At 47.4% G+C, this 22,775-nt stretch carries 23 protein-coding genes; 9 read left to right on the top strand and 14 right to left on the bottom strand.

All coding sequences use genetic code 11. The features are described 5' to 3' along the window. Window positions 1-27: 27 nt before the first annotated feature. Window positions 28-1,068, bottom strand: a complete 1,041-nt coding sequence (gene hydE, locus ACWA2B_RS11520; RefSeq protein ID WP_274385934.1) for a [FeFe] hydrogenase H-cluster radical SAM maturase HydE — start codon at window positions 1,066-1,068, stop codon at window positions 28-30. 256 nt (window positions 1,069-1,324) lie between these two features. Then, window positions 1,325-2,941 (bottom strand): alkaline phosphatase, encoded by a 1,617-nt coding sequence (locus ACWA2B_RS11525; RefSeq protein WP_209947405.1) that lies wholly within the window; start codon window positions 2,939-2,941, stop codon window positions 1,325-1,327. Between the two features lie 238 nt (window positions 2,942-3,179). Between ACWA2B_RS11525 and ACWA2B_RS11530 the strand changes: the two genes are divergently transcribed. Beyond that, entirely contained in the window at window positions 3,180-4,097 is a 918-nt protein-coding gene (locus ACWA2B_RS11530; RefSeq protein ID WP_029517394.1) for a LysR family transcriptional regulator, read from the top strand. A gap of 338 nt (window positions 4,098-4,435) precedes the next feature. Here the strand turns inward: ACWA2B_RS11530 and ACWA2B_RS11535 are convergent, their stop codons facing one another. The 5 genes from ACWA2B_RS11535 to ACWA2B_RS11555 all read right to left on the bottom strand — a co-directional run bounded on the left by ACWA2B_RS11535 (window position 4,436) and on the right by ACWA2B_RS11555 (window position 8,311). Further along, entirely contained in the window at window positions 4,436-4,576 is a 141-nt protein-coding gene (locus ACWA2B_RS11535) for a hypothetical protein (protein ID WP_165082404.1), read from the bottom strand. Window positions 4,577-4,657: 81 nt separating this feature from the next. Next, the gene (locus ACWA2B_RS11540) at window positions 4,658-5,461 is read right to left on the bottom strand and encodes a hypothetical protein (protein WP_449292232.1); all 804 of its coding nucleotides are present in this window, start codon (window positions 5,459-5,461) and stop codon (window positions 4,658-4,660) included. A gap of 72 nt (window positions 5,462-5,533) precedes the next feature. Further along, on the bottom strand, window positions 5,534-5,953 hold the full coding sequence (locus ACWA2B_RS11545; RefSeq protein ID WP_029517392.1) for a hypothetical protein: 420 nt from the start codon (window positions 5,951-5,953) through the stop codon (window positions 5,534-5,536). 236 nt (window positions 5,954-6,189) lie between these two features. Further along, window positions 6,190-7,470 (bottom strand): helix-turn-helix domain-containing protein, encoded by a 1,281-nt coding sequence (locus ACWA2B_RS11550; RefSeq protein ID WP_342434243.1) that lies wholly within the window; start codon window positions 7,468-7,470, stop codon window positions 6,190-6,192. 22 nt (window positions 7,471-7,492) lie between these two features. Further along, on the bottom strand, window positions 7,493-8,311 hold the full coding sequence (locus ACWA2B_RS11555) for a carbon-nitrogen family hydrolase (protein WP_449292233.1): 819 nt from the start codon (window positions 8,309-8,311) through the stop codon (window positions 7,493-7,495). 176 nt (window positions 8,312-8,487) lie between these two features. Between ACWA2B_RS11555 and ACWA2B_RS11560 the strand changes: the two genes are divergently transcribed. From ACWA2B_RS11560 to ACWA2B_RS11595, 8 genes are all read left to right on the top strand, one after another. Next, window positions 8,488-9,669, top strand: a complete 1,182-nt coding sequence (locus ACWA2B_RS11560; RefSeq protein WP_449292234.1) for an aminotransferase class I/II-fold pyridoxal phosphate-dependent enzyme — start codon at window positions 8,488-8,490, stop codon at window positions 9,667-9,669. Between the two features lie 241 nt (window positions 9,670-9,910). Beyond that, the gene (gene proB / locus ACWA2B_RS11565; RefSeq protein WP_340955743.1) at window positions 9,911-11,116 is read left to right on the top strand and encodes a glutamate 5-kinase; all 1,206 of its coding nucleotides are present in this window, start codon (window positions 9,911-9,913) and stop codon (window positions 11,114-11,116) included. Between the two features lie 12 nt (window positions 11,117-11,128). Beyond that, entirely contained in the window at window positions 11,129-12,421 is a 1,293-nt protein-coding gene (locus ACWA2B_RS11570) for a glutamate-5-semialdehyde dehydrogenase (protein WP_449292235.1), read from the top strand. A 39-nt stretch (window positions 12,422-12,460) separates the two neighbouring features. Next, a complete protein-coding gene (gene proC, locus ACWA2B_RS11575; protein ID WP_029517386.1) occupies window positions 12,461-13,327 on the top strand; it encodes a pyrroline-5-carboxylate reductase in 867 nt (288 codons plus the stop codon). Further along, the gene (locus ACWA2B_RS11580; RefSeq protein WP_449292236.1) at window positions 13,324-14,535 is read left to right on the top strand and encodes a 2,3-diketo-5-methylthiopentyl-1-phosphate enolase; all 1,212 of its coding nucleotides are present in this window, start codon (window positions 13,324-13,326) and stop codon (window positions 14,533-14,535) included. The genes proC and ACWA2B_RS11580 overlap by 4 nt, the downstream gene beginning before the upstream one ends. Beyond that, on the top strand, window positions 14,532-15,209 hold the full coding sequence (locus ACWA2B_RS11585; protein WP_029517384.1) for a 2-hydroxy-3-keto-5-methylthiopentenyl-1-phosphate phosphatase: 678 nt from the start codon (window positions 14,532-14,534) through the stop codon (window positions 15,207-15,209). The genes ACWA2B_RS11580 and ACWA2B_RS11585 overlap by 4 nt, the downstream gene beginning before the upstream one ends. After that, the gene (locus ACWA2B_RS11590) at window positions 15,210-15,866 is read left to right on the top strand and encodes a methylthioribulose 1-phosphate dehydratase (RefSeq protein WP_029517383.1); all 657 of its coding nucleotides are present in this window, start codon (window positions 15,210-15,212) and stop codon (window positions 15,864-15,866) included. 157 nt (window positions 15,867-16,023) lie between these two features. Continuing rightward, window positions 16,024-16,374, top strand: coding sequence for a nuclear transport factor 2 family protein (locus tag ACWA2B_RS11595; protein ID WP_318627176.1), 351 nt, complete (start codon window positions 16,024-16,026; stop codon window positions 16,372-16,374). Window positions 16,375-16,512: 138 nt separating this feature from the next. Here ACWA2B_RS11595 and ACWA2B_RS11600 read toward each other — a convergent pair whose 3' ends face one another. The 7 genes from ACWA2B_RS11600 to asnS all read right to left on the bottom strand — a co-directional run bounded on the left by ACWA2B_RS11600 (window position 16,513) and on the right by asnS (window position 22,734). Then, window positions 16,513-17,124, bottom strand: coding sequence for a flavin reductase family protein (locus ACWA2B_RS11600; protein ID WP_069011515.1), 612 nt, complete (start codon window positions 17,122-17,124; stop codon window positions 16,513-16,515). Window positions 17,125-17,288: 164 nt separating this feature from the next. Then, window positions 17,289-18,071, bottom strand: coding sequence for a hypothetical protein (locus ACWA2B_RS11605; RefSeq protein WP_069011514.1), 783 nt, complete (start codon window positions 18,069-18,071; stop codon window positions 17,289-17,291). A gap of 1 nt (window position 18,072) precedes the next feature. Then, window positions 18,073-19,338 (bottom strand): multi-tm2 domain protein, encoded by a 1,266-nt coding sequence (locus ACWA2B_RS11610; RefSeq protein WP_342424967.1) that lies wholly within the window; start codon window positions 19,336-19,338, stop codon window positions 18,073-18,075. A gap of 94 nt (window positions 19,339-19,432) precedes the next feature. Next, window positions 19,433-19,903 carry a hypothetical protein gene (locus ACWA2B_RS11615; protein ID WP_449292237.1) on the bottom strand — a complete coding sequence of 157 codons (471 nt, stop codon included), beginning with the start codon at window positions 19,901-19,903 and terminating at the stop codon, window positions 19,433-19,435. Then, window positions 19,900-20,565 (bottom strand): RNA polymerase sigma factor, encoded by a 666-nt coding sequence (locus ACWA2B_RS11620; protein WP_029517378.1) that lies wholly within the window; start codon window positions 20,563-20,565, stop codon window positions 19,900-19,902. The genes ACWA2B_RS11615 and ACWA2B_RS11620 overlap by 4 nt, the downstream gene beginning before the upstream one ends. 141 nt (window positions 20,566-20,706) lie before the next feature. Further along, on the bottom strand, window positions 20,707-21,435 hold the full coding sequence (locus ACWA2B_RS11625) for a DnaD domain-containing protein (RefSeq protein WP_049816981.1): 729 nt from the start codon (window positions 21,433-21,435) through the stop codon (window positions 20,707-20,709). A 3-nt stretch (window positions 21,436-21,438) separates the two neighbouring features. Continuing rightward, on the bottom strand, window positions 21,439-22,734 hold the full coding sequence (gene asnS, locus ACWA2B_RS11630) for an asparagine--tRNA ligase (protein ID WP_013310674.1): 1,296 nt from the start codon (window positions 22,732-22,734) through the stop codon (window positions 21,439-21,441). Between the last annotated feature and the right edge of the window lie 41 nt (window positions 22,735-22,775).

Genomic DNA, 22,775 nt, shown 5'->3' on the forward strand with positions numbered 1-22,775 from the left:
GTTTCCGTCATAGCCTCACAAAGTTTCCTATCTCATAAGTTGTCGTTGCACCCTCAAACTATCACCGCGCCCCATATCGACTTCAAATCCCGCTCCACGAATCCGCAGTTCCAGGCAATGACGACATTGGGCAGACTCATCTCCCAAACATATTTTATTCTCATAAATCGCATACTTAGGCCTCACCGCCAGTGGCGACAAATTGGGCATCACCACATTTGCCCCTGCCTGAAGCGCCTTCTCCCTGCCTTGGGGATGAATCGTTCCCATTGCCGTGGACGCCGGAATAAGTGCATCTGGAACAACCAGTCGGGATAACGAAATAATATCGAGAGCTTTTTCCATGCTCCCCTGACTGGCATCCCGAAGCGGCGTGTTGCTATGCGGTAAAAAAGGACCAATCCCGATCATATCTGGTGACAGGCTATGCAGATAGACCAAATCGTCTGCTAATTCACTATTTGTTTGTCCTGGTAACCCCACCATACATCCGGCCCCGATCTGAAAGCCGATTCGTTGCAAAGCCAGCAGACGGCTGCGCCTGCTTTCCATCGTCATCGTCGGATGCAGCTTGGCGTACAAACGGGGGGAAGCTGTCTCATGCCGCAGCAAAAAACGGTCCGCGCCCGCCTCGTATAATTGCTCATAAGTTTCATCATCTCGTTCACCGATGGACAGTGTGACTGCCACATCCGCGAAACGGCTTTTAATTTCTCGAATCAATTTCGTCAGCCGGGCTGCTGTAAACCAGTAATCTTCCCCACTTTGCAGCACAAAGGTCCGATAGCCGAGTTCATAGCCCTCCGCACAACAGGCCAGAATTTCTTCCGGCTGCAAACGGTAACGATCTGCCTGTTTATTCGAAGCACGCAGCCCACAGTACATGCAGTCCTGACGACATATACTGGAGAATTCAATTAATCCCCGTAAAAAAACACCTTTGCCATAGCGCTCCAATTTGGTGCGAGCTGCCAGGTGCCTCAGTTGAGCCCGTAGCGTCGGCTCATCATCCAAACGTGTCAGCAACTCCATCATTTCCGTATGCGTCCATTCCTTGCCGTCAGCCAGACGCAGTAATAATTCGTCCGTGACTCATCCCTTCTTCCCTCGTCCATCCGGACTTCGCATCATCAGCGGCTTGTACCGTACATGTATTATTCTAGCAATATCGAAGAAGATGTAACGTGACTAGTTTCACAAAAAATCCCATTTTATAAAAACCTTCTTCAACTTCCGCCTCAAAAAATACACATTTAGCTCAACACACAAAAAAGCTGTCTCTTCCTCTAATGGAAGAAACAGCCCTTGTCGATGATTCTGCATATTACTGAATCAAATCAATTGCCTGCTGGGGTACAAAATAATCAACACCGTTAAATACAACTACACCGTTGAGCGTGGTATTTTTACCATTCAGCATAGCAATATTTTTGTATACCGGAAGCTCCAGCTTGTTACTGCCTTTGGTCACTGTAATGACTTTCGTATCCGCAGTAAACTTGGCTCCTTTAGCTTCAAAAGCGGCTTTTGCAGGAACAAAAAGCTGCTTGCTGACTGTATCCAAGTCCAGTCCAAGTACACGTGTCATATACTTATTTACATCCGTATTGTCGATTACACCGGATGGACGGTCTCCGTTCGGCGCGTACGTGTACAACACGACATCGCCTCCTGTATGTCCGCCTGTAGTCCAGCCAATATTCGCACGTTTGCTAATGATCGGTCCGACAGCATAGTTCATGCTGCCTTCTTTGGCATCTTTAATGGTTTTCACTTCTTCGTCTGTCAAATCGGTGATGCCAAAATACGTGGAAAGCACCTCTTTAATATTGCTGCGATCTGCATTCAGCTTGGCTTCCAAGCCTTCACCCGTCAGCTTCGCTTTTTTCAGCGGGTCTATAAAAGAAGCTAAAGGCGTTTTGTCATAATTGCTAGTTGTATCGCTGCTACCAATCGTCAATCCACCGTTTCCGTGGTCTGTCACTGCTACGACGACAGTATTTTGGTTTTGTTTGGCGTAATCCACAGCCACTTTCACCGCATCGTCAAATGAAAGCACGTCACTAATAATTCCGGTTGGATCATTTGCATGGGCGGCCCAATCCACTTTACTGCCTTCTACCATTAAGAAGAAGCCTTTATCGTTTTTGGACAACACATCAATGGCTTTCGATGTCATTTCCGCCAGACTAGGTTCCTTGGATGCATCGCGATCCAGGTTATACGCAAGGGCTTCGGGAGAAAAGCTGCCCCAGAGCTTGCTGGAGGTCGATTTTTTCAACCCTTCAGGTGTCGTAACAAAGTCATAACCCTGGTCTTTAATTTGGGCTACCAAATCTTGGCCATCTTTACGCCCTGCTGCCTCCAAAAACTTGCCGCCTCCACCTAACACTACGTCAACCCCGTTGTAGGCTTGCTGCATGCTGAGTGCATCATAATTTTTACGATCAGGATAATGTGCGGTAAAATCAGCTGGTGTCGCATGCATAATCTCGGAAGTCGCAATAATTCCGGTCGATTTTCCTGCCAGCTTGGAAGCCTCAAGAATGGAAGCTACAGGTTTTTTGGCGTCACCCCCTGCAATGGGTTGTTGTCCAGGCATTGTCGCTTCATCAGGAAGGACACCTACATACCCAGTATGAGATTTATGTCCTGTGGCAAAAGCAGTACCCGCTGGAGCAGAATCGGCAATTGGAGCATCCGCAGAATGCGTACGCACCATGCCGCTTGCCATGCTGTCTAACGTTAAGGAGGATCCTTTGTACCATCTAGCCAGTGCAGTGGCGTCATTAGCCATACCGTCTGGAATCAAAATAATTACGTTTTTAATCGACGTGTCCTTTTCGACTGCCATCGCCGTCCCACCGCTTACTGCTAGCATCATCGTCGCTACGAGTGCAGCCACCGATTTTTTCGTATGTAGCCCCCAACATTTTAGCATTCATTTTCCTCCCAGATCTTTTTTGTACAACCAGAACTAAGATTAATTATGTTTTATCAGGAGAATGTTAAAGGAATTCATTATCTATATTAAAAGACGATATTTGTGACAAAACGCTTCATCTATATAATACTTGTGACACATGAGATTCGTCAGGACTGGGCATTTAATTTTATTATTGTATAATCAGTCTATGATGTAATAGGAAAAGTTTATAAGATAAGGAGCATGAAATTCGATGGAATTCAGACAGCTTCAGTACACCCTGCAAATTGCAGCGGAAAAAAACTTCTCACGCGCAGCAGAAAAACTGCATATTGCTCAGCCTTCTTTGAGCCAACAATTGTCCAAACTTGAAAAAGAACTTGGGGTACTTTTATTTCAACGCAACACCAGCACGGTGGAATTAACACATGCAGGAGCAAGCTTTGTAGAAAAGGCAAAAAAAATAGTTGATGCAGTCGAGCAGCTCCGGCAGGAAATGGACGATATTTCTCAGCTGCGAAAAGGGAAGGTCGTCGTTGGCAGTATGCCTATCACAGGCTCCCATTTGCTGCCGCATGTGCTGCCTGTATTCAAGAGGGCTCATCCAGACATTGAAATCGTGTTAGTCGAAGATTCATCCATGAATCTGGAGAAAAAAACGGCAAGTGGCGATACAGATCTCAGCCTGCTCTCTCTTCCCTTAGTAGAACCTACACTTTCTTATGTACCCATCGGTGAAGAATGGATTGATCTCGCTGTTCCTCCGGGTCATCCCCTAGCCCTGCGTAAAAATGGTACCCAGCCGCTGCCAGTGCATATGGAAGAACTGAAAGACGAGCCTTTTGTCGTCCTGAAAAAAGGGCAAGGCTTTCGCAAGCTGACGATGGATCTATGTCATCAAGCAGGCTTTGAACCCAATGTGGTGTTTGAAAGCACTAATATGGAGACCCTTCAATCGCTCGTAGCGACAGGTATGGGCGTGACACTCGTCCCACGTTTTATCGCACGGGCCGCCAGTAGCGAGTTTGTTCCAGCATTGCTGCCACTCGCCGAACCTACTCCCAGCCGCACCCTAGCGATTGCTTACCGGAACGGACGCTATTTGTCTAAAGCTGCCGAAGCTTTTATTGATACCTTCCGAGAAACAGTCGAGCAACTTTCTCAAAAGTAGCCTCGAACGTGAAAAGGACCGTCTTCCTCCCCAGCCCAAGCTAGTGAGGAAGACGGTCCTGGGGCTTCGCCCCTATACTTTCAATACTGCAATTAGATCACGGGTTCGATTACACTGTTGCGATGTTGCTTCCATCTGTCTTCAACGAACCACATTTCATGTTCATTTGAAATTCATGTCAGCCTCGCCTGATTACTCTACGCTTGCTCGGAAACTCCACTTTATCCATCCCGCATCACTTCTTTCCTTAAGGTCTCTAGTCTTGGTATCCAAGAATGTCCTACCTCAGTTCCAATGTGCTGTGTGATCCCAAAGTGTCTGTCCTCGCCTTGTTGTGATCAGGGTCTCCCTAGATGTGGTGGACTTTTGTCCTGATCATAGCCCATTTCATAGTTGTTTCCGACAACCTGTCTATTTAAGCCTCTCGGCCGTGACAGGCCATCCCTATTCGCCAGTTCGGATCTACTTTGGTTATCCATCGTTATCAACCTCCTGGTGTCGGGATACTATTATAATACACCTATAGGCTGTATCTGAAACAGGTATCATAAAAAACTTTTTTATGATCGAGAAGAACCAAATGCTTGCTGTACCTCGGCTTCACTCACTTGTGTTTTAAAGACCAATTTCGAAGGATCTTGAGGTGAATAAATGACCTTTATAATGCTTCCTTGCTGCAGCTTGGATAGTTGGGAAGAAAAAACATCCTTTTGCGTGGTTACATTAAAGGTATCGCCGTTGCTTTTCGTTACACTCAGCGTAAATTGAAGCTTAATTTTATCGGATCCCGCTTCACCCATGGGTGTAACATCCAGCACCTTTGCATATGCCTGCTCACCGGTTTTGGCAATTTCCATCAGCTCGGGCGATACGCCCTGCTTGACCATTTGCTCATTCATTAACGCTTGCAAATCCATCTGCGACACCTGCCCTTTCAGGTCAAGTCCTACTTTCTTTTTGTCTTTCTCCGATATTACGAGTGGAATGATCGAGCCTGGCTGAAATTGAGCCATGGAAGTTAAAGGAATAATCGTCGTCAAAGCAGTATCATATTTGTCTTCTCCCTGTTTGGTTACGGTCAACCCAAGTTTTACCTGCGGCTGATTGTTTACATAAGTCCCTGTTTGCTGAACACTAGTAATGATCCCTACCCCAGGAGCACCCTTCTTGACTTTACCCCCTCCGAAAAACGCACCTATAATACCAGGTAGAAATATAAGCGCAAAGCCTGTATAAATTAACGGCCTGAACCATGGGGCATCCATAATCAAAAACGGATCATCCCATAAGTAATTAGCCAAGAATGGTGAGAAGCCTACACCAAACACTAGAAGTACCCCGATCATACTCAAAAATCCTTTCATCCTTCAAAACCCCTTTTCAATCATCTGTTTAAAATATATGTCAGCAAGATAGGGTGAAACACCTCATTCATTTTACGCTGTCACCAGACCCATATAGATCAGCTCTGATGGATTTTTCGGGTTGCTTCCCAGACCCACCGTATCTCCAGGCCGCGGGATTTGCAGCTTGGATACGAGCGTTTCCAACGTTTTTTGGTATCGATTGCCGTTAATTTCTGTCACATCTAGCACTAGCACTACGATCGGATCAAAATTCACGAGCTTCCCGGTATCTGTTACCGAAATAATAACCGCAGTCGCTGCCATCGCCAAACCACCGTTAGCCGCTGTTTGAGCTTGTCTTGCCGAATTTAGGCTTTGGTTGATCTGTTCCCGATGCTCTTTGGGTACTAGACCTTTCATAAATAAGCCTGACAGGCCTTTATTCATCAGTTGGTCTGCTTGTTCTATCGCATCCTGCTGTTTTTTCTTTTTACCGAAAAAGTTCATCATGTGATTGCACCTCGTATTTTGTATTGTCGTACCTTATGAATTCAGTATAGAAGACGGTTCCTGACATCACAATACGTTTTGGCACATACAAAAAAACCGGAAAAACAGGAGCTTCAACCTGTATTTTGTCGGTTTATTTTTGAACTTTGGCACGGTTCGCACAAAATTTTGCACACTTCCGAGTATTCTTTCGAACAATCTATCCGATAGTTTTGTGAAAAGCGAATGATTTCTGACTATTTTTTTCTTAAAAGATAGACCAGTTTACGATAATACGCAGATGATTCTTTATAACGACGACTGTCCTCGGACACCACAGCCAGCGTTTCATATAACTGTTCAAGCCGCGCTGGATGCTGAAGAGCTTCAAAATAAGGCAAGCATTGCAAGGCATGCATCCAAAAGGCGTCCTGATTTCCCTGAGCAAGCGCAAGCTGGCTTTCATAAAAATCAAGCCCCATTTGCTGATCTGTTGTCAGATTGGTTTGGCGAAGCTGATCCAAATGCTGTGAGAGAAGGCCCCAATTTTTCCGCACAAACGCAATCTCACAACGATATATCAGCGTAACGGGCAGCATCATCTGCTGCATTTCCTCCCGCTCCCGACTCACCAGCGCTTCAAAACGCCCTACTTCCTCCAATGCCTTGTCCAGCTCTCCAATCGATGTCAGCATAATAATTCGGTTGTTCAGGATGGTCGTGAGCATATCTGCCGCATTTTCCAAATAGACTAGATTGGCCTCAGCCATAGACAGCGTTAACAGTGCTTCCTGTACAGAACCCATGGCAAAACAATATCCGCTGTAAGCTACATACAGGCCCGTCAAACGGTGAAAAAGCCGATCATCATACACCCTTCGCATCGTCTGCTCGAATACCTGCTTCGCCTGATCAAATTGCTTAACCTGAATGCAGGCCTCCACCATAATGTTTTGCGCATTGAGCCAGTTTTCCGTCCCCTCTTCCACCAATCGGATTAACTGCGTAACGTTATTCAGCACATCATAATAATGATTTTTAGAGCGGAGATACTGGATTTTATAAAATAAAATTGCTTTTTTTAGCGGTGCGGGCAGCTCCACCTCATCCGAACGACCAAACTTCTCCAAATAAAAATTCAAATAGGTTTGATGTAAATATTCATAGGCCGTTGGGTCATTTAATTGCTGGTAATAAACGGCCTTCATCAAATAAGTCGTCATTTCCACTACCAGTGAATCGTTGCGATCCTCCAGCTGATCCACATAGCCTTCCGTGGCAGGATTAGCCAGCTTGGACAGCTCTGTAAAAATCTTATCCGCTGTAGCCAGCGTTTCCTCATCCTCTGCCGCTGCACGTAAGAGGTACGATGGGTTTACACCTAAACGCCCAGCAATTTGCTCGGCCAGATCCTCTGCTAACGGGTAACGGTCGGCCAGTATATTCGCAAAATGTGCAGGTGTCACCAGCCCGTCTACCAGCTCTTTACGGGACAGGTTTTTCTTTTTACACAAAAATTCAATGCGTTCCTTAAGCATGGAGTATTCCTTTCTACACTGATTATCGGTCATACAGTGAGGGACGCCGATCTTCAAACACCGGAATACGACCACGCACGTCCTGCACCAAGGCAGACTCAATCGTTCCTGTGAGAATCTCCTCCTGCTCTCCGCCCTCAGCAATGATTTCTCCCCATGGATCAATAATAAGTGAATGCCCGAAGAAATCAGTTTCTCCGCTGCGACCTACCCGGTTACAAGCAATGACATACATTTGATTTTCTATAGCACGTGCGGTCAGCAAGGTGCGCCAGTGATGCAGCCGAGGATGAGGCCATTCTGCGGGTACGATCAGCAAATTCGCGCCCGACAGAGCCAAACTGCGGGCTAGTTCAGGAAACCGGATATCATAGCAGATCGACGCACCTGCCTGAATCCCATCATCCAGTGCGAATAAAACCTTTTCTTCGCCAGGCTGCAAATATTTTTCTTCATCCATAAGTCGGAATAGATGAATTTTGGAATACGAAGCAACCTCTCTGCCTGTTCGGTCAAAAACAAGCATCGTATTATACACATGACCGTCGCTTTTTTTCTCTGCGATCGACCCAGCTACTACGTTCACTTGGTGGGTGGCAGCGAATGCTGCTATCCATGCCCGGGTCTCCGTTCCTTCCTTGTCCGCCAGCTCATGAATGCGCTCCAAGGCATAGCCTGTGTTCCACATTTCTGGCAGGACAATCAGATCCGGCCTCAGTTCGGCTTTCATCGCTTGTTCCATTAAAGCTCGGATATGACTGAGGTTTTCCGGGGGATTTCCTATCTCTATGTGAGCTTGTATGAGTGCAACACTGAACGGCTGAGCTTCCTGATACGTCAAAATCCTTCATCCTCCTTGTGAGCCGGAGCTTCTCGTGACCCAATGTCCGGTATTTTCTCCCATCATAGCCCGATCAGTCTGGATTACGCAACCATGCAAGCTTAATTCCCCCTATACAGCTCGGTAAAATCGTGATAGATTATTTCTTAAACTATTCCAAAAGGTCGTGTACATGGATGACTCATTTTTCTATTCCTTCCTCTGACGTCATGAAACAGTTACCCACTCAATTTTTTGCCACACTTGTACAAAATGTAAACCGTGAAATCGCGGCGGGGCATGATGTCATTAATCTCGGACAGGGGAACCCCGATACCCCCACTCCTTCTCATATTGTAAAAGCTTTGCAGGAATCAGCAGATAACCCGCTATATCATAAATATTCGCCATTTCGCGGTTATAGCTTTCTCAAGGAAGCCGTTGCCCAGCGCTATCAGGAGGATTACGGTGTAACGCTCAATCCTGAAACCGAGGTCGCCATCCTGTTTGGCGGGAAAACAGGCTTGGTTCAGCTACCGCAAGTTTTACTCAATCCCGGCGATATGTGTCTCGTCCCTGATCCCGGTTATCCGGACTACTGGTCAGGTGTAGCCTTGGCTAAAGCGGAAATGTCTTTTCTGTCATTAAAGGAAGAGAATCGTTTTCTGCCCGACTATGAAGCCATTTCCGCGGAAGACCGCCGCCGCGCTAAGCTAATGTTCCTTAACTATCCGAATAATCCTACCTCGGCTACTGCTCCACTTTCCTTTTACGAGGATACGGTTGAATTCGCGCAACGTAACGGCATTGTGGTTGCCAGTGATTTTGCCTATGGCGCTATTGGATTTGATGGCGAACGTCCGGTAAGCTTCCTACAGGCTAAGGGTGCTAAAGACGTGGGGATTGAGTTCTATACCTTGTCCAAAACGTACAATATGGCGGGCTGGCGTGTTGGTTTCGCGCTCGGTAATGCCGAAATCATCTCGATGATTAACCTGCTGCAGGATCATATTTATGTAAGCTTGTTTGGCGGCATTCAGGCAGCCGCAGCAACAGCCTTGACGGCCTCGCAGAACTGCGTAAGCGAGCTGGTTGCCCGTTATGAATCGCGCCGTAACGCTTTTTATGATGCACTTGGGCAAATCGGCTGGAAGGCGACACGCCCAAGTGGCTCCTTTTTCAGCTGGTTGCCTGTGCCGCAGGGCTATACTTCCGCTTCTTTTGCCGATCTGTTGTTACGTGAAGCCAAGGTGGCTGTCGCTCCAGGGATCGGCTTCGGGAGTGGCGGCGAAGGATATGTGCGAGCGGGACTACTGAGCTCAGAAGCTCGACTGACCGAGGCGGCTGATCGAATTGGCAAGCTAAACCTGTTTGGTTAATCCGTATTTTCCAGCTACAACTTCTTTGCCAAACCTGGTCTTTTCGTGGTATTCTGTATCCAATATCATTTAGCGCGTTGAAGGGACTATTAAGAGAGACCCGGTCCTGTTCAGAGAGTAAATTCCGATAGGCTGCAAGAATTTACCTGGACTCTCTCCCAACTCCTATCCCCGAGCGCCCTGCGCAATCAGGCGGCCCCTGCCGTTAACAGGTTTCAAGTGGGATGATCATGAATCATCAATGAAGGTGGTACCGCGGAAGCACAAACTTTCGTCCTTTGCATACAAAGGATGGAAGTTTTTTTGCATTAAAAAGAGTAAAATTAAGGAAGTGGACGTCATGTCAACACGTATCGTCATTAAAATCGGTAGCAGCTCTCTAACTGGAGTGGAAGGTGGCTTGAATAGGGAAGCCATCGCTTATTTTGCCCGGGAAATCAGCTTGCTTCGCGCAAAAGGTCATGAAGTGCTGCTGGTTACATCAGGCGCAGTAGCCGCCGGATTCAGAGAGATTGGGTACCCTTTTCGCCCTAAGCTGCTACATGAAAAGCAGGCGGCAGCGGCTGTTGGCCAAGCTCTTCTCATGCAGGCCTATGAGCAGGCTTTTAAAGATTTTGACCTAGTGATCGCGCAGGTTCTGCTAACCCGTAGTGACTTTTTGAGCCGCAAACGGATGAACAATGCCGGAATGACCGTAGAAGAATTGCTGCGCCAGCAGGTTATCCCGATCTTTAACGAAAATGACACGGTATCAATTGACGAATTGAAATTCGGCGATAACGATATGTTGTCCGCGCTGGTTGCCAATCTGGTCAAAGCTCAGCATCTGATTATCATTACGGACACTGACGGCGTATATACGGCAGATCCGCGCAAGCATCCGAATGCCGTACGTTTTGAACGTATCGAAGAAATTACAGAGGAGATTTATGCATTAGCTGGAGGTTCCGGATCGTCTGTAGGTACTGGCGGCATGCGATCCAAGATCGAAGCTGCCAAAGTCGCTACACGCGGTGGTGTGCCTGTATATGTGGGACGTGTAAGCGCGAATGGCGATTTAGACGCAGCCGTCGAAGGACACGGACCAGGAACATATTTTGACACTCACCTCTCTTCACTTCCGATGAAAAAACAATGGCTTGGATTTATGTCCACCCCTCTGGGCGCGGTGCATGTAGACGAAGGGGCCGAGGAAGCGCTGGTTCACGGAGGACACAGTCTACTTCCGGTTGGCGTACGACGTGTCGAGGGCAGCTTTCATGCCGGAGATGTCGTTGAGGTGCTCGGACCGGAAAATAAAGTGTTAGGACGCGGCATCGTCAATTATGACGATGAACAGCTTCGAATGGTACAAGGATTACCGAGCGGTGAGGTTGTGGGCAAAATTGGTCCCATTCACCGGCTTGAGGTGATTCACAGGGATGAATGGATTACATTATGTATGTAGGGAGGCCGTAACATGAGTGATTTAACGACAAACACAGCTACAACCGAGGAGAATCAGTTTAGCGAAGTACGAACCAAAGCGAATCTTGCCAAAAAAAGTTCCGGGGTCATGAACCGCCTGACTACAGCACAGAAAAACGAAGCATTGCTTGCTATGGCTGAAGCTCTAGTAAATCATACTGAAGAGCTGATTACAGCAAACCATAATGACCTGAAACATGGACGGGAATTGGGAACATCGGAATCACTGCTCGACCGCCTCACGCTGACCGAGGACCGAATCGGGGCAATTGCCGAAGGATTACGCCAAATTGTGGCACTACCTGACCCGGTCGGCGACACCCTTGAGCAAATTGAACGTCCAAACGGTCTGCGAATTGAGAAGATACGTGTGCCGCTGGGTGTCATCGGCATCATATATGAAGCGCGTCCAAATGTAACCGTGGATGCCGCGGGCCTGTGCTTGAAAACAGGTAATCCGGTTGTGCTACGCGGTGGTTCGGCCGCCCTCTTCTCCAACCGCAAGATTATCGAAGTACTCCAGCAGGCACTAGACGCAACAGCTGTGCCACGCGAGGCACTTCAACTTATTGAAGATTCAGACCGTGCCTCGGTCAACGAAATGCTCACCTTGAACGGCTTGCTGGATGTAATTATTCCACGTGGCGGGCGTTCACTCATTCAAAATGTTGTTCAGAACGCTACCGTACCTGTCATCGAAACCGGAGCAGGTGTGTGCCATACCTTTTTGGACGCTACAGCGGATGCAGCAATGGCCGAAGCGATTACACTGAATGCCAAGGTGCAAAGACCGTCCGTGTGTAACTCGATGGAAACATTGCTCGTACACTCGGATTATGCAAAAGCACACTTAACAGGATTGGCAGTACGCTTTCGTGATGCGGGGGTTGAGCTACGCGGCTGTGCACGCACACGAGAATTGGTTCCTTGGGCTGTTCCTGCCACAGAAGAGGACTATGGCACCGAGTATAATGATTACATTATGAACGTCAAGGTCGTGGACAATCTGGACGAAGTACTGGAGCACATTGCCCGTTACGGTACGATGCATTCTGAGTGTATTGTCACCGAGGACCAAGCCCATGTCGAGCGTTTTCTGCAAGAAGTGGACGCGGCAGCCGTGTACCACAATGCCTCTACCCGCTTCACGGATGGCTTTGAGTTCGGGTTTGGTGCCGAGATCGGAATCAGCACACAAAAATTACATGCCCGTGGTCCAATGGGATTGCCTGCCTTGACTTCAACCAAATATCGCGTGTACGGTACTGGACAAATCAGGGAATAATAACAAAAATCAATCCGTATCCTTGGAGGTTATGAATCTATGTGTGAATCACAAACGAAAGTTTTAATTAACGAGCAAATTACGTTTTTCGGGGCAGGATCAATGGCAGAGGCTATTATTCGTGGAATGACGGCTCGTTCTGTCGTTAAACGTAGTGGTATTACCGTTATCAACCGCAGTAATCAGGCTCGTCTTGAGGAACTCCAAAAGCAATATGGAGTCTTGTACCAAACCGAGGATGCCGCCAAAACCGAGCTTCTGCGTCGTTCTCCAGTCATTGTGCTTGCCATGAAGCCCAAGGATGCTGCACAAGCACTTGGACAGCTCGGCCCACTTCTGTCTGATGAGCAGCTGATCATATCGGTCATCGCTGGATTGTCCATTCGTACGATGCAAACCTTACTGGGTCGCAAGCAGCCGATCGCACGGACGATGCCCAATACATCCAGCTCGATTGGGCTGGGAGCTACAGGCATTAGCTTTTCCAAAGAGATCAGCGAAAACCAGCGTAAAAATGTGCTTACGATGTTCGAATCTGTAGGTACGGTGACGGTTATAGAGGAAGAGAAAATGGATGTTTTGACCGGGATATCTGGAAGCGGCCCTGCCTATGTCTACTATCTGATGGAAGCCATGATTGCCGGGGGAATTCGTGGTGGCTTGACCCCTGAGCAAGCGCACGAACTAACGGTGCAAACCGCGCTTGGAGCGGCACGCATGGTACAGCAAACCGGAGAGGAGCCTTCTGCCCTTCGCCACAAAATCATGTCTCCTAATGGCTCTACGGTAGCTGCATTGGAAATGCTGGACAAAGGTGACTTCTATGAAACGGTGATTGCGGCGGTGCAGCGGTGCGCTGAACGATCCCGCGAGATGGGAGCTGTACTCAAGGAGGGAATTGAATGAGCTATTGCTTGGCGACCTACCGGGTATACGATGACAAAGCCGATTTTAACCAAAAGGCCCAATCTATTGCCATCGGCATGACGGTGGGCAGCTGGACTGAGCTCCCGCAAGCCAAACGGGACGCGATGCAAAAGCATCTTGGCTCGGTTCATTCTGTGGATATTCACGATGGAGGTCCTGGTGAACGGTACGCCGACCTGACCATCGCTTACCCGGATGTCAACTTCAGCCGGGATATTCCCGCACTGCTGGTCACAGTCTTCGGCAAAATTTCGATGGACGGCCGAATTAAACTAACGAAGCTGGGTTTCTCGGAAGCCTTCCGCTCTGCTTTTCCCGGACCGAAATTCGGTATCAGCGGCTTGCGCGAGCAGCTCGGCGTGCATGATCGCCCTCTGCTCATGAACATTTTCAAATCTGTGATTGGCCTCAATTTGGACGAACTTCGTGAACAGTTTACCCGGCAGGCTCTCGGCGGTGTCGATCTGATCAAGGATGACGAGATCTTGTTTGAAAATGCGCTGACACCAATTGAGAAACGAGTCGAAGCCTGCATCAAAGCTGCCGAAGCGGCTGAGCGCGAAACCGGTAAAAAGCTGCTGTATGCGGCTAATTTAACGGGGCCGACCTCGCAGCTTAAGACGCAAGCTCTCAAGGCCATCGACGCGGGTGCCAACGCGTTACTGTTTAACGTGTTGGCCTACGGTTACGATGTGCTGCATGAACTTAGCAGCGATCCCGCCGTCTCGGTGCCAATTGCTGCTCATCCTTCGTTGGCGGGAGCTGCTTATCCGTCGCCACATTATGGTATATCGGCGTCCGTTCTACTTGGTCAGCTTATGCGGCTGGCTGGCGCTGACCTCGTCCTCTTCCCTTCTCCCTACGGCTCAGTGACGATGCCGCGTGAGGAAAACATGGCGATCCGCGATGAACTGATCACCCCTGATCTACCGCTGAAGGCCAGCATGCCTGTCCCTTCCGCAGGGATTCACCCGGGCCTCGTGCCGTTAATTGTACGTGACTTTGGTACTGACGTTGTTGTCAACGCCGGGGGTGGGATTCACGGCCATCCGCTAGGTACAGAAGCCGGTGGGCGCGCCTTTGTGCAGGCGATTGAAGCCGTACAGCAGAATGTCCCGCTGGCAGAATACGCCCGTACTCACCCCGAGCTGCAATCTGCGCTTGACATATGGGGAGGTGAACGATGAGCACAGCAAAGAAGCCCGTCATTTTTTGCGATTTTGACGGGACAATTACGAACAGCGATAATATTGTCGCCATTATGAAGCATTTTCAGCCTGCAGGCTGTGAGCCCATCATGCATCAGATCGTAAATGGGCATACATCCATTCGTGAAGGCGTAGGTGCGATGTTCGCCTTGATGCCTTCGGAGCAAAAGGGCGAAATTATCTCATATGTACTTGGACAAGCTGGTATACGCGAGGGCTTTGCACGCTTTTTGGACTATGTACGGGAGCAGCAGATTGAATTTTTCGTTACCAGCGGCGGCATTGATTTTTTTATTGATCCATTGCTAAAACCATTCGATATTCCACACGACCACGTCTATTGCAACAAAGCAGATTTTTCCGAGGAGCGCATCCAGATTACGTGGCCGCATCCATGTGAGGAGCCGTGTACAAATGACTGCGGCATGTGTAAAACGACTGTGATTCGTCAATACTCTCCCGAACAATATGAACGGATTTTGATCGGCGACAGTCTGACCGATTTTGAAGGAGCTAAAATTGCCGATCTTGTGTACTCCCGTTCGCATCTGACTTTAAAGTGTCAAGAACTTGGCGTACCACATGTACCCTTTGAAACATTTGATGACATTATCGAGGATTTAAAGCAAAAACAGGAGCAAGGGGTGCTGTAAATGAGTTTTAACTTGGCAGACATTTCATTGGAAGAAAAACGCCGCGCACTGGAAGAGCTCGCTGATGTCAAAGAACTATTCGCATCTCGCAACTGGTTCCCAGGCACAAGCGGTAATCTGTCGATCCGAATCGGTGACTTTCACCCCGAACAATTTTATTTTGCAGTTACCGCCAGCGGCAAGGATAAGACCAAACGCACTCCTGAGGATTTTCTGTTCGTAGACCAATACGGAAAAGCAGCAGAAGCCACAAATCTCAAGCCAAGTGCAGAGACGCTCATCCATTGCGAAATTTACCGCCTGACAGGCTGTGGAGCAGTTTTTCATGTGCATACCGTGTTTAACAATCTGATTTCCGAATATTATGGTGAGCAAAGCGCTGTACCTATCCAAGGTATTGAGCTGATCAAGGCTTTTAACATTTGGGAAGAAAATGCTGCGATTGATATTCCTGTGCTGCCTAATTACGCGGATATTGCCTCGATTGCCAGGCTGGTGTCTGGTGTACTGAATGATCAGGTGCCTGGAATTTTATTGCGTAACCACGGCATTTATGCGTGGGGCCGTGATGTATTTGAGGCTAAAAAGCATTTGGAGGCGTTTGAATTTTTGTTTGAAACGACGTATCGCTCCCTGCTGCTGAAAACTTTGAAGTAAATAAACTCATAAGTCTCAAAGATGTGTATCATTATTAGTAAAAGCGGTTATTGAATATCGAGAACGGGGCCTGAGCGAAAAGCACGGTACGTTCTCTTTTTTATTAAAAAAGTTTCCTATCCTAGTGGTGACATAAAATCTTAGTTGAGGTGATAAGGTGAGTAAAGAATTACATGAGATTATATTGAATTTAGAAAAGCAGTTAATGCATTATCGAAAAGAAGATTTTGAAAAGCTATTAGCTAATGATTATATTGAATATGGCTCTTCGGGTAAAAAATACGACAAATCATTGCAATTAATTTTTTTAAATGATAGAGCTCCTTTGAACTACATACCATTTATAATTACCAACTTTAAAATAAAGTTGTTGTCGTCAGATTTTGTACATTCAACATACTGTACTAAATCGATTGACGATGGAAATAGGTCATTAAGAAGTTCCATTTGGAAACTAAACGATGGTCAATGGCAAATGTTTTTTCATCAGGGAACTCCAACAAAATAGGGACTCATTTTAAACACTTGGCTCTCGAAACACCACAATAATATCAACATTCAGATTAAACATTGCCTTCATAAAGGAAATGTGATGAATAAGAATCCTTCCGATGTAATTTAAGGCGTGCTGTAAAAAAAGCGCCCCCTATTGGGGACGCTCCAGCGTGAATTGCTCTCCTAGCTTCGCATAATTGTTCCCAGCCAACCGACTTACTGGACGCAACTCTTTAGCAATCACATACGTATTTTGGTACGCTTCCTCGGATAAATGATACTGCACTACGCGTCCGATTAACAGATCACAAGCAGGTGTGTCCTCCTTGCCTCCTAGCGGTATCACCTGTTCCAGAATACATTCCATGCGTATTTTCGCTTCTGTCACACCGGGAACTGCGATTTTTGTACTTTTTATCGGGGTAAGGCCTGCCAGTGTAACCTCACTCTCCTGCGGAGACAGACGGGAAGCCGTCACATTCACCGCTCCCACATTGTCCTCGTCTGTGATATGTACGACAAAAGCTTTATGCTCCATCGCATTACGTGTTGTATCTTTGGATACTCCATCGACACGTTGTACGGATACAGACAGCAGTGGCGGCTCGGAAGCAACGATGGAAAAATAACTGAACGGCGCACCATTCAGCACCCCTTCGCTGCTCAAAGTCGTTACAAAGGCTACCGGCCTTGGAATAATACTTCCGGTCAACAGCTTATAATTTTCACGCCCTGTAAGCGTATCAGGATTCAACGAAATCATTTTTCTCCCTCATTTCCGATCACAATCGCTATTCGACTGCACACCATCAAGTTTCGCCTGATAAGCAAATGCACCATTAGTTAGCGACATGGATGACATCTCAGCTTCCTTTTCAAGTATCGCGTGAATGATACAAAATGTAAAGTTGGATCCGGAAAATCTCCCTATTTTTCAATTATATTTCCTCGGCTATCGCGCACAGTAACCGTAATTCCCTCAGGTACAGCAATCGTAACATCAAGCTGCTGTTGAGTCTGCATGAACCGTGTCGGGATTTGACCCAGTAATACATACAAGGTATCGCCGATTTGCTTGGTCTGATATAAATCTTGACCCTTTATTTCGTCCTCTTTGCCTGTGTATACATAACTTCCGAACACATGCACTTCCGGTGAGCTGGTTGCGTCAATTTTGACCGCATAAGGATCTTCTCCCTGTACAATCACTTTGTTCACTTCGGCAGGCAGTTTTTCATGCCAGTCTGGGAGAACCCTTGTTTCCTGAACCGAACTCATTATTTCTCTGACTTGCGGAGTGATCCCCAATGAACTGACCAAGGCAAATCCGATACAGCAAAAAACCAATACCGCCGTAATAAACATACTGAATACATCATAACGAATACGCTCACGCGTCCCCTTCCAAGCAGTATACATTAAAATTTCCAAACCCAGCAAAACAAAAACGACAGGCCACCAGGTCAAAGCCTGGTCCAGTATGCCCGCTCCCCAAAACTTGGAGGCAAACGTTATGCTCCCCAGCAGGACGAGGAAAAGTCCCATGGACAGCCTTCCGACTTTCCACACCCCTGCCGGAGCGTTTGACGCTTTAGAGGAATTATTTTTGTTAGATGATGTACCCAATATACCTGTGGAGCCTCCTCCATCGCTCTGAGGATGATGGGCTCCCTTAAAGGGAGCCTCACTCTTTGAAAATTCAGTATCCATTCTATTGCTTCTCCTTTACTCGTTTAGATTTGGAATTCCCGATCATCATCCAAATACCACCGCCGATCAACAATAAGGATACGATAATCGTTCGTAGATACATGTCAACCAAATTATAAATCTCTCCATTCGGAAACAGACGATCCAAAGTAGGAACTAATACGTTGATTAAGATGTAATAGGCTCCTAGCAATAGCAACCCCAAGCCTACCCAGCGGTGATATTGTGCAAACATACCGATCACAGGCTTGTCGATCAGCGGCTCCCGTCCATAACGGCTTACTTGCTGCAACGCATCAAAAAAGCTATAAAACCAGACCACCGGAATCAGGAACAAAAAGAGTGAAAGATGCAGCACGTCCAGTACATAGATGCCTCCTAAAAACAGAAGCATGAGCTGGAGTCCACGCTTTTGCAAACCGATATACATATGTCCAGCACCGGGAAATACCGATAAAATGGTAGCCAGCATTTTACTCCGCCGTCCCTCGACTCTTCCATATTCCAGTTCCTCAAACAAAGTACGGTCCTGAAGCATTTCTCCCGCTTGTTTGCGATGTACATGCTGCACCGCATCAAACATGCAATACAGCCAAATGATCGGTAACACGCCCGCAAACGCCAAAAATCCGGATTCGTTTGTAATGCTGGTAATAAAAACGAGGATCGCTCCAAAGCCAAAGAAAGATAGCAGAAAAGACAAACCACGCTGCATCAGCCCCAAATGAAGGTGTCCCAATCCAGGAATGAACGACAGCAAAATCGTAAAAAAGCGTTCATTGTCCGATCCCTTTTGAAAAGCTGGTGATCCTGCCATACCATGGTGTCCTTGTTGATAATAGTTATAGCCCGGACCATATCCCATTCCTGCTCCCGGCGCATCCGTATCTGAGTGTGTTGCCTCCTCCGGTACCTCTCCTGTTAAACCAGCCTGTCCATAAGGTCCGCTTTGCGAGTAAAAACCATATGGGTTGGGTCCTGCATGAGGAGGATATGGAACAGCAACTGCACGAGGATCATAACGCAACAAGCTAATGATGATATGCAGCATACTCAGCCCCCATAAAAGGGCAGCAATAAACAAACTCACCACAAAAGGCGCTCCGTCACTTGCTATCACTGAAAAAAATATTCCTCCTGCCAGACATCCGAAAAACAAAATGGTGTATACAAACGCGTTGGCTTTTCTGGTCCAGTAATAGTGTCCCACACCGGGAATGATGTTCAATAGAAATGCCAAGAGCTTGCTTCGTTCCGTATAAGGCATCGCTACACTTCCTTTCTATTTATGGAATTTTAATGAAGTCCCCATCTGAAGGTTGTTGTTTTTGAGTTTTTCGTCTCACCCTTTATCCGAAGATTTAGGGCTTTAATTTATCGAGCCAGGTCGTGGTAGCTCGCATGACCTCTTCACTGTAAGAGACGCGCTCTTTTGGAGGAATCGGCTTTCCGTCTGTTTGCGGCATCATTTTGTCAAAGGCTCCACTGGACAACAAGATCAACGTTAGGCTTGCGGCGAAAACATAGTGAAACACAGGTTTTTCAAACCAGCGGCGTTTTTTGAACATAACTTGACTCGGTTCAGCTTCTAGCTCGGGAAGAACGGCCATTACCTGATCTGTGAAGCGCTCCGTATCCATCCAGGCAGAATAATCTTTCATAGTTGACTCCAATTGCTCCAGTGCAACAAGATATAACATCAGCGCCTGTTCGTCTTCCAGCAGGAGCCTTTCCAGCCGGGCAGATTCCTCTATCGTGCAAGTTCCTGCAATGTAAGCATGCCAGTCATTCGATTTCCCTTCAATCCACGGTTTATCCTGTTGGTCAGTCATTGCCATTCCTCCTCCTTCCAGTGGTTTCGAATCCATAGTCGCGCCCGGTAGAGTCTCGACTCTACCGTTTTTAAAGCTACCTGCGTCTCTTCTGCAATTTGGTCGTAGGTTTTGCCCTGCATATAGTAGGCTTGAATAATATCCCGATGTTGCTGGGGCAACTGAGCGATTTTTTGCGATAGTTCTTTAATTTGCTCCTCGCGGATGAGACGAGCCAGCACATCCTCATCCCGGGAAGGGAGCTGTACAAGGGATTGTGCGACGTCTATTAGCTCTGCGGGGCGTCTGTCCTGTTTGCGCTTAATATCCAGCGCTTTGTGGAGCGCAATTCGGCTCAGCCACGTTTTAAAACCTTCGTTCCGGTACTGGGGGAGAGACTTGTACACCTGAACGAATGCCTCCTGCGCGGCATCTTCTGCTTCCTTGCTGTCATGCAGCACCGAATAGGCGATATGAAATACATGCTTGCTGTACAGCTCTACGATCTCACGGAACGCCTGCCGGTCACCAGACCGTATTCGTTCAATGATTCTCTCTATATCAATGACGCTCTCCCCCTTCCCAATACTATAGACGCCAGGAAATTTCCTTCCCCTGCATATTTCGAAAAAATAATTTAAAAAGGACACACCCTCCTGACGGAATGGTGTGTCCTCTATCATTAAAGCCTATTTACTCGTCTTCATTTCGGCTTAGCTCACGCGCACAGGCGATATTCCATGTTGTCCTCATTGCACAATAGCCAATCTGCAGTAACAGCCTTCATATATAAGTCTACTACCTAAAAGGCTTAGACCGATACATTAATTGCGTCCGCCACCACGGAATCGCTGGGCGTATTCTTTGGCATCCTGTGCATTACGGACACGGTTTCGGCTCCACTCCAGCAAAATACGGTCTATATACCGGAAATGTACCTTCCCTGCAAATACCGCTTCCTTCAAAGCCAGCAAAATAAGCTCCTCGGGATACCGATCCTGATCCACCCAGCTGGTGATCGTCTCGTATTCCATCGGTGATAATGGTCGCCCGAATTCTTTCTCGAAAATCGTGAACAAATTCCGTTCTTCTGTAAGCGGGGATTCCGATATTCCATTCAGTAAATCCGGCTTTCCGGCAAACAAAATGTCATCTTCATCGTGCTGCTCGTTACGCTCGGCGATCATACATTCTGCCAACTTACGATACAGCCCCGTCAAATTGTAACGTTCGAATTGTACAGATGAACTGCGGTCTTCTACGGAATCAATTCTCAAAAATCCTTCTTTCATGAGCTTACTGAAATAGAGTGCGATTTCATTCGCAGTGCATCCGATACGGGCCTGCAATTGTTCCCATGTCGGAAATTCATTACGTTCCGCTTGTTTGAAGGCAAGCAACTGCATCAGTAGCAGCATTTCGCCATCTGCCAGCCGAAGTGTTCGATAATGCTTGAGCAGGGCGTAGGGAATCTGGACCATTCCGGCTTCCATAGCAAAGGCTACTCCCTCCGCCCATTCTGCCGCTGATGTCTTGTCGAATGATCCGGTCATCGGTTACGGATACAAACGATACAGCATACGTGGGAACGGAATCGTTTCACGTACATGATCGAGTCCACAAATCCATGCTACTGTACGCTCCAGGCCCAGTCCAAAACCAGAATGCGGAACGGTACCATAGGTGCGCAGATCCATATACCATTGGTAGGCTTCACGAGCCAAGTTATGCTCGTTAAAACGTTCTTCCATCAATGCTGGATCATCAATCCGTTGGGAACCCCCGATAATTTCGCCGTAGCCTTCAGGAGCGATCATATCGGCACACAGAACAACCTCTGGACGGGTCGGGTCTGGTTTCATATAGAATGCCTTAATGTGTGTCGGCCAATGTGTAATAAACACAGGCTTGTTATATCTTTCGGCAATCGCCGTTTCATGAGGAGCACCAAAGTCTTCCCCCCATGGGATATCGAAACCTTCACCTTGAAGGAAGGCAATCGCCTCATCATACGTAATACGTGGGAATTCGCCTTGAATTTGCTCCAGCTTCGAAACATCGCGTCCGATAGTTTCAAGCTCCTTCGCACAATTTTTCAGAACAGATTGCACGATATGGCTTACAAACTGCTCCTGTACGCGCAAGGATTCTTCATGATCCACAAAAGCCATCTCAGGTTCGATCATCCAGAACTCAATCAGGTGACGACGTGTTTTGGATTTTTCTGCACGGAAAGTTGGACCAAAGGAATACACTTTGCCCAGCGCCATTGCCGCGGCTTCCATATACAACTGTCCGCTTTGTGTCAAATACGCATCTTCATCAAAATATTTAATGTGGAACAACTCTGTTGTGCCTTCTGCAGAGGAAGGAGTCAAAATGGGTGGGTCCACCTTCGTAAAGCCGTTGCCGTTAAAGAATTCCTGTACAGCACGGATAATTTCCGCCCGTACGATCAGAACAGCACGTTGCTTGGCGGAACGCAACCACAAGTGACGATGATCCATCAGGAAATCTACACCGTGCTCTTTGGGTGTAATCGGGTAGTTTTCGGTCAAATGAATAATCTCAATGCCTGTAACCGTTAATTCAAAGCCCGATTGGCTACGCGGTTCTTCACGCACCACTCCAGTAACGTAAAGGGAGCTCTCTTGAGTCAAGGATTTGGCGTCATTCCAAATATCCTCGGACACTTCGCTTTTCACGATAACCCCTTGAATATACCCGCTACCATCGCGCAGTTGCAGGAACTGAATTTTACCACTAGATCGTTTATTGTTTACCCAAGCGCCGATTGTAACCGTTTCCCCTACATGGCGACCCACTTGGGCAATCGTACTTTTATTCGTCATGACCTTCTCTCTCCTCTTAACCGAAAATCAAACAGCCCTTC

The organism is Paenibacillus sp. CMM36 (assembly GCF_053570945.1).

Bases quoted from the DNA above. Each gene is read 5' to 3' on its own strand.
- ACWA2B_RS11525 (WP_209947405.1), bottom strand. From the start codon at position 2,941: ATGCTAAAATGTTGGGGGCTACATACGAAAAAATCGGTGGCTGCACTC.
- ACWA2B_RS11530 (WP_029517394.1), top strand. From the start codon at position 3,180: ATGGAATTCAGACAGCTTCAGTACACCCTGCAAATTGCAGCGGAAAAA.
- ACWA2B_RS11535 (WP_165082404.1), bottom strand. From the start codon at position 4,576: ATGGATAACCAAAGTAGATCCGAACTGGCGAATAGGGATGGCCTGTCA.
- ACWA2B_RS11540 (WP_449292232.1), bottom strand. From the start codon at position 5,461: ATGAAAGGATTTTTGAGTATGATCGGGGTACTTCTAGTGTTTGGTGTA.
- ACWA2B_RS11545 (WP_029517392.1), bottom strand. From the start codon at position 5,953: ATGATGAACTTTTTCGGTAAAAAGAAAAAACAGCAGGATGCGATAGAA.
- ACWA2B_RS11550 (WP_342434243.1), bottom strand. From the start codon at position 7,470: ATGCTTAAGGAACGCATTGAATTTTTGTGTAAAAAGAAAAACCTGTCC.
- ACWA2B_RS11560 (WP_449292234.1), top strand. From the start codon at position 8,488: ATGACTCATTTTTCTATTCCTTCCTCTGACGTCATGAAACAGTTACCC.
- proB (WP_340955743.1), top strand. From the start codon at position 9,911: ATGAAGGTGGTACCGCGGAAGCACAAACTTTCGTCCTTTGCATACAAA.
- ACWA2B_RS11570 (WP_449292235.1), top strand. From the start codon at position 11,129: ATGAGTGATTTAACGACAAACACAGCTACAACCGAGGAGAATCAGTTT.
- proC (WP_029517386.1), top strand. From the start codon at position 12,461: ATGTGTGAATCACAAACGAAAGTTTTAATTAACGAGCAAATTACGTTT.
- ACWA2B_RS11580 (WP_449292236.1), top strand. From the start codon at position 13,324: ATGAGCTATTGCTTGGCGACCTACCGGGTATACGATGACAAAGCCGAT.
- ACWA2B_RS11585 (WP_029517384.1), top strand. From the start codon at position 14,532: ATGAGCACAGCAAAGAAGCCCGTCATTTTTTGCGATTTTGACGGGACA.
- ACWA2B_RS11590 (WP_029517383.1), top strand. From the start codon at position 15,210: ATGAGTTTTAACTTGGCAGACATTTCATTGGAAGAAAAACGCCGCGCA.
- ACWA2B_RS11600 (WP_069011515.1), bottom strand. From the start codon at position 17,124: ATGATTTCGTTGAATCCTGATACGCTTACAGGGCGTGAAAATTATAAG.
- ACWA2B_RS11605 (WP_069011514.1), bottom strand. From the start codon at position 18,071: ATGGATACTGAATTTTCAAAGAGTGAGGCTCCCTTTAAGGGAGCCCAT.
- ACWA2B_RS11610 (WP_342424967.1), bottom strand. From the start codon at position 19,338: ATGCCTTATACGGAACGAAGCAAGCTCTTGGCATTTCTATTGAACATC.
- ACWA2B_RS11615 (WP_449292237.1), bottom strand. From the start codon at position 19,903: ATGACTGACCAACAGGATAAACCGTGGATTGAAGGGAAATCGAATGAC.
- ACWA2B_RS11620 (WP_029517378.1), bottom strand. From the start codon at position 20,565: ATGATAGAGGACACACCATTCCGTCAGGAGGGTGTGTCCTTTTTAAAT.
- ACWA2B_RS11625 (WP_049816981.1), bottom strand. From the start codon at position 21,435: ATGACCGGATCATTCGACAAGACATCAGCGGCAGAATGGGCGGAGGGA.
- asnS (WP_013310674.1), bottom strand. From the start codon at position 22,734: ATGACGAATAAAAGTACGATTGCCCAAGTGGGTCGCCATGTAGGGGAA.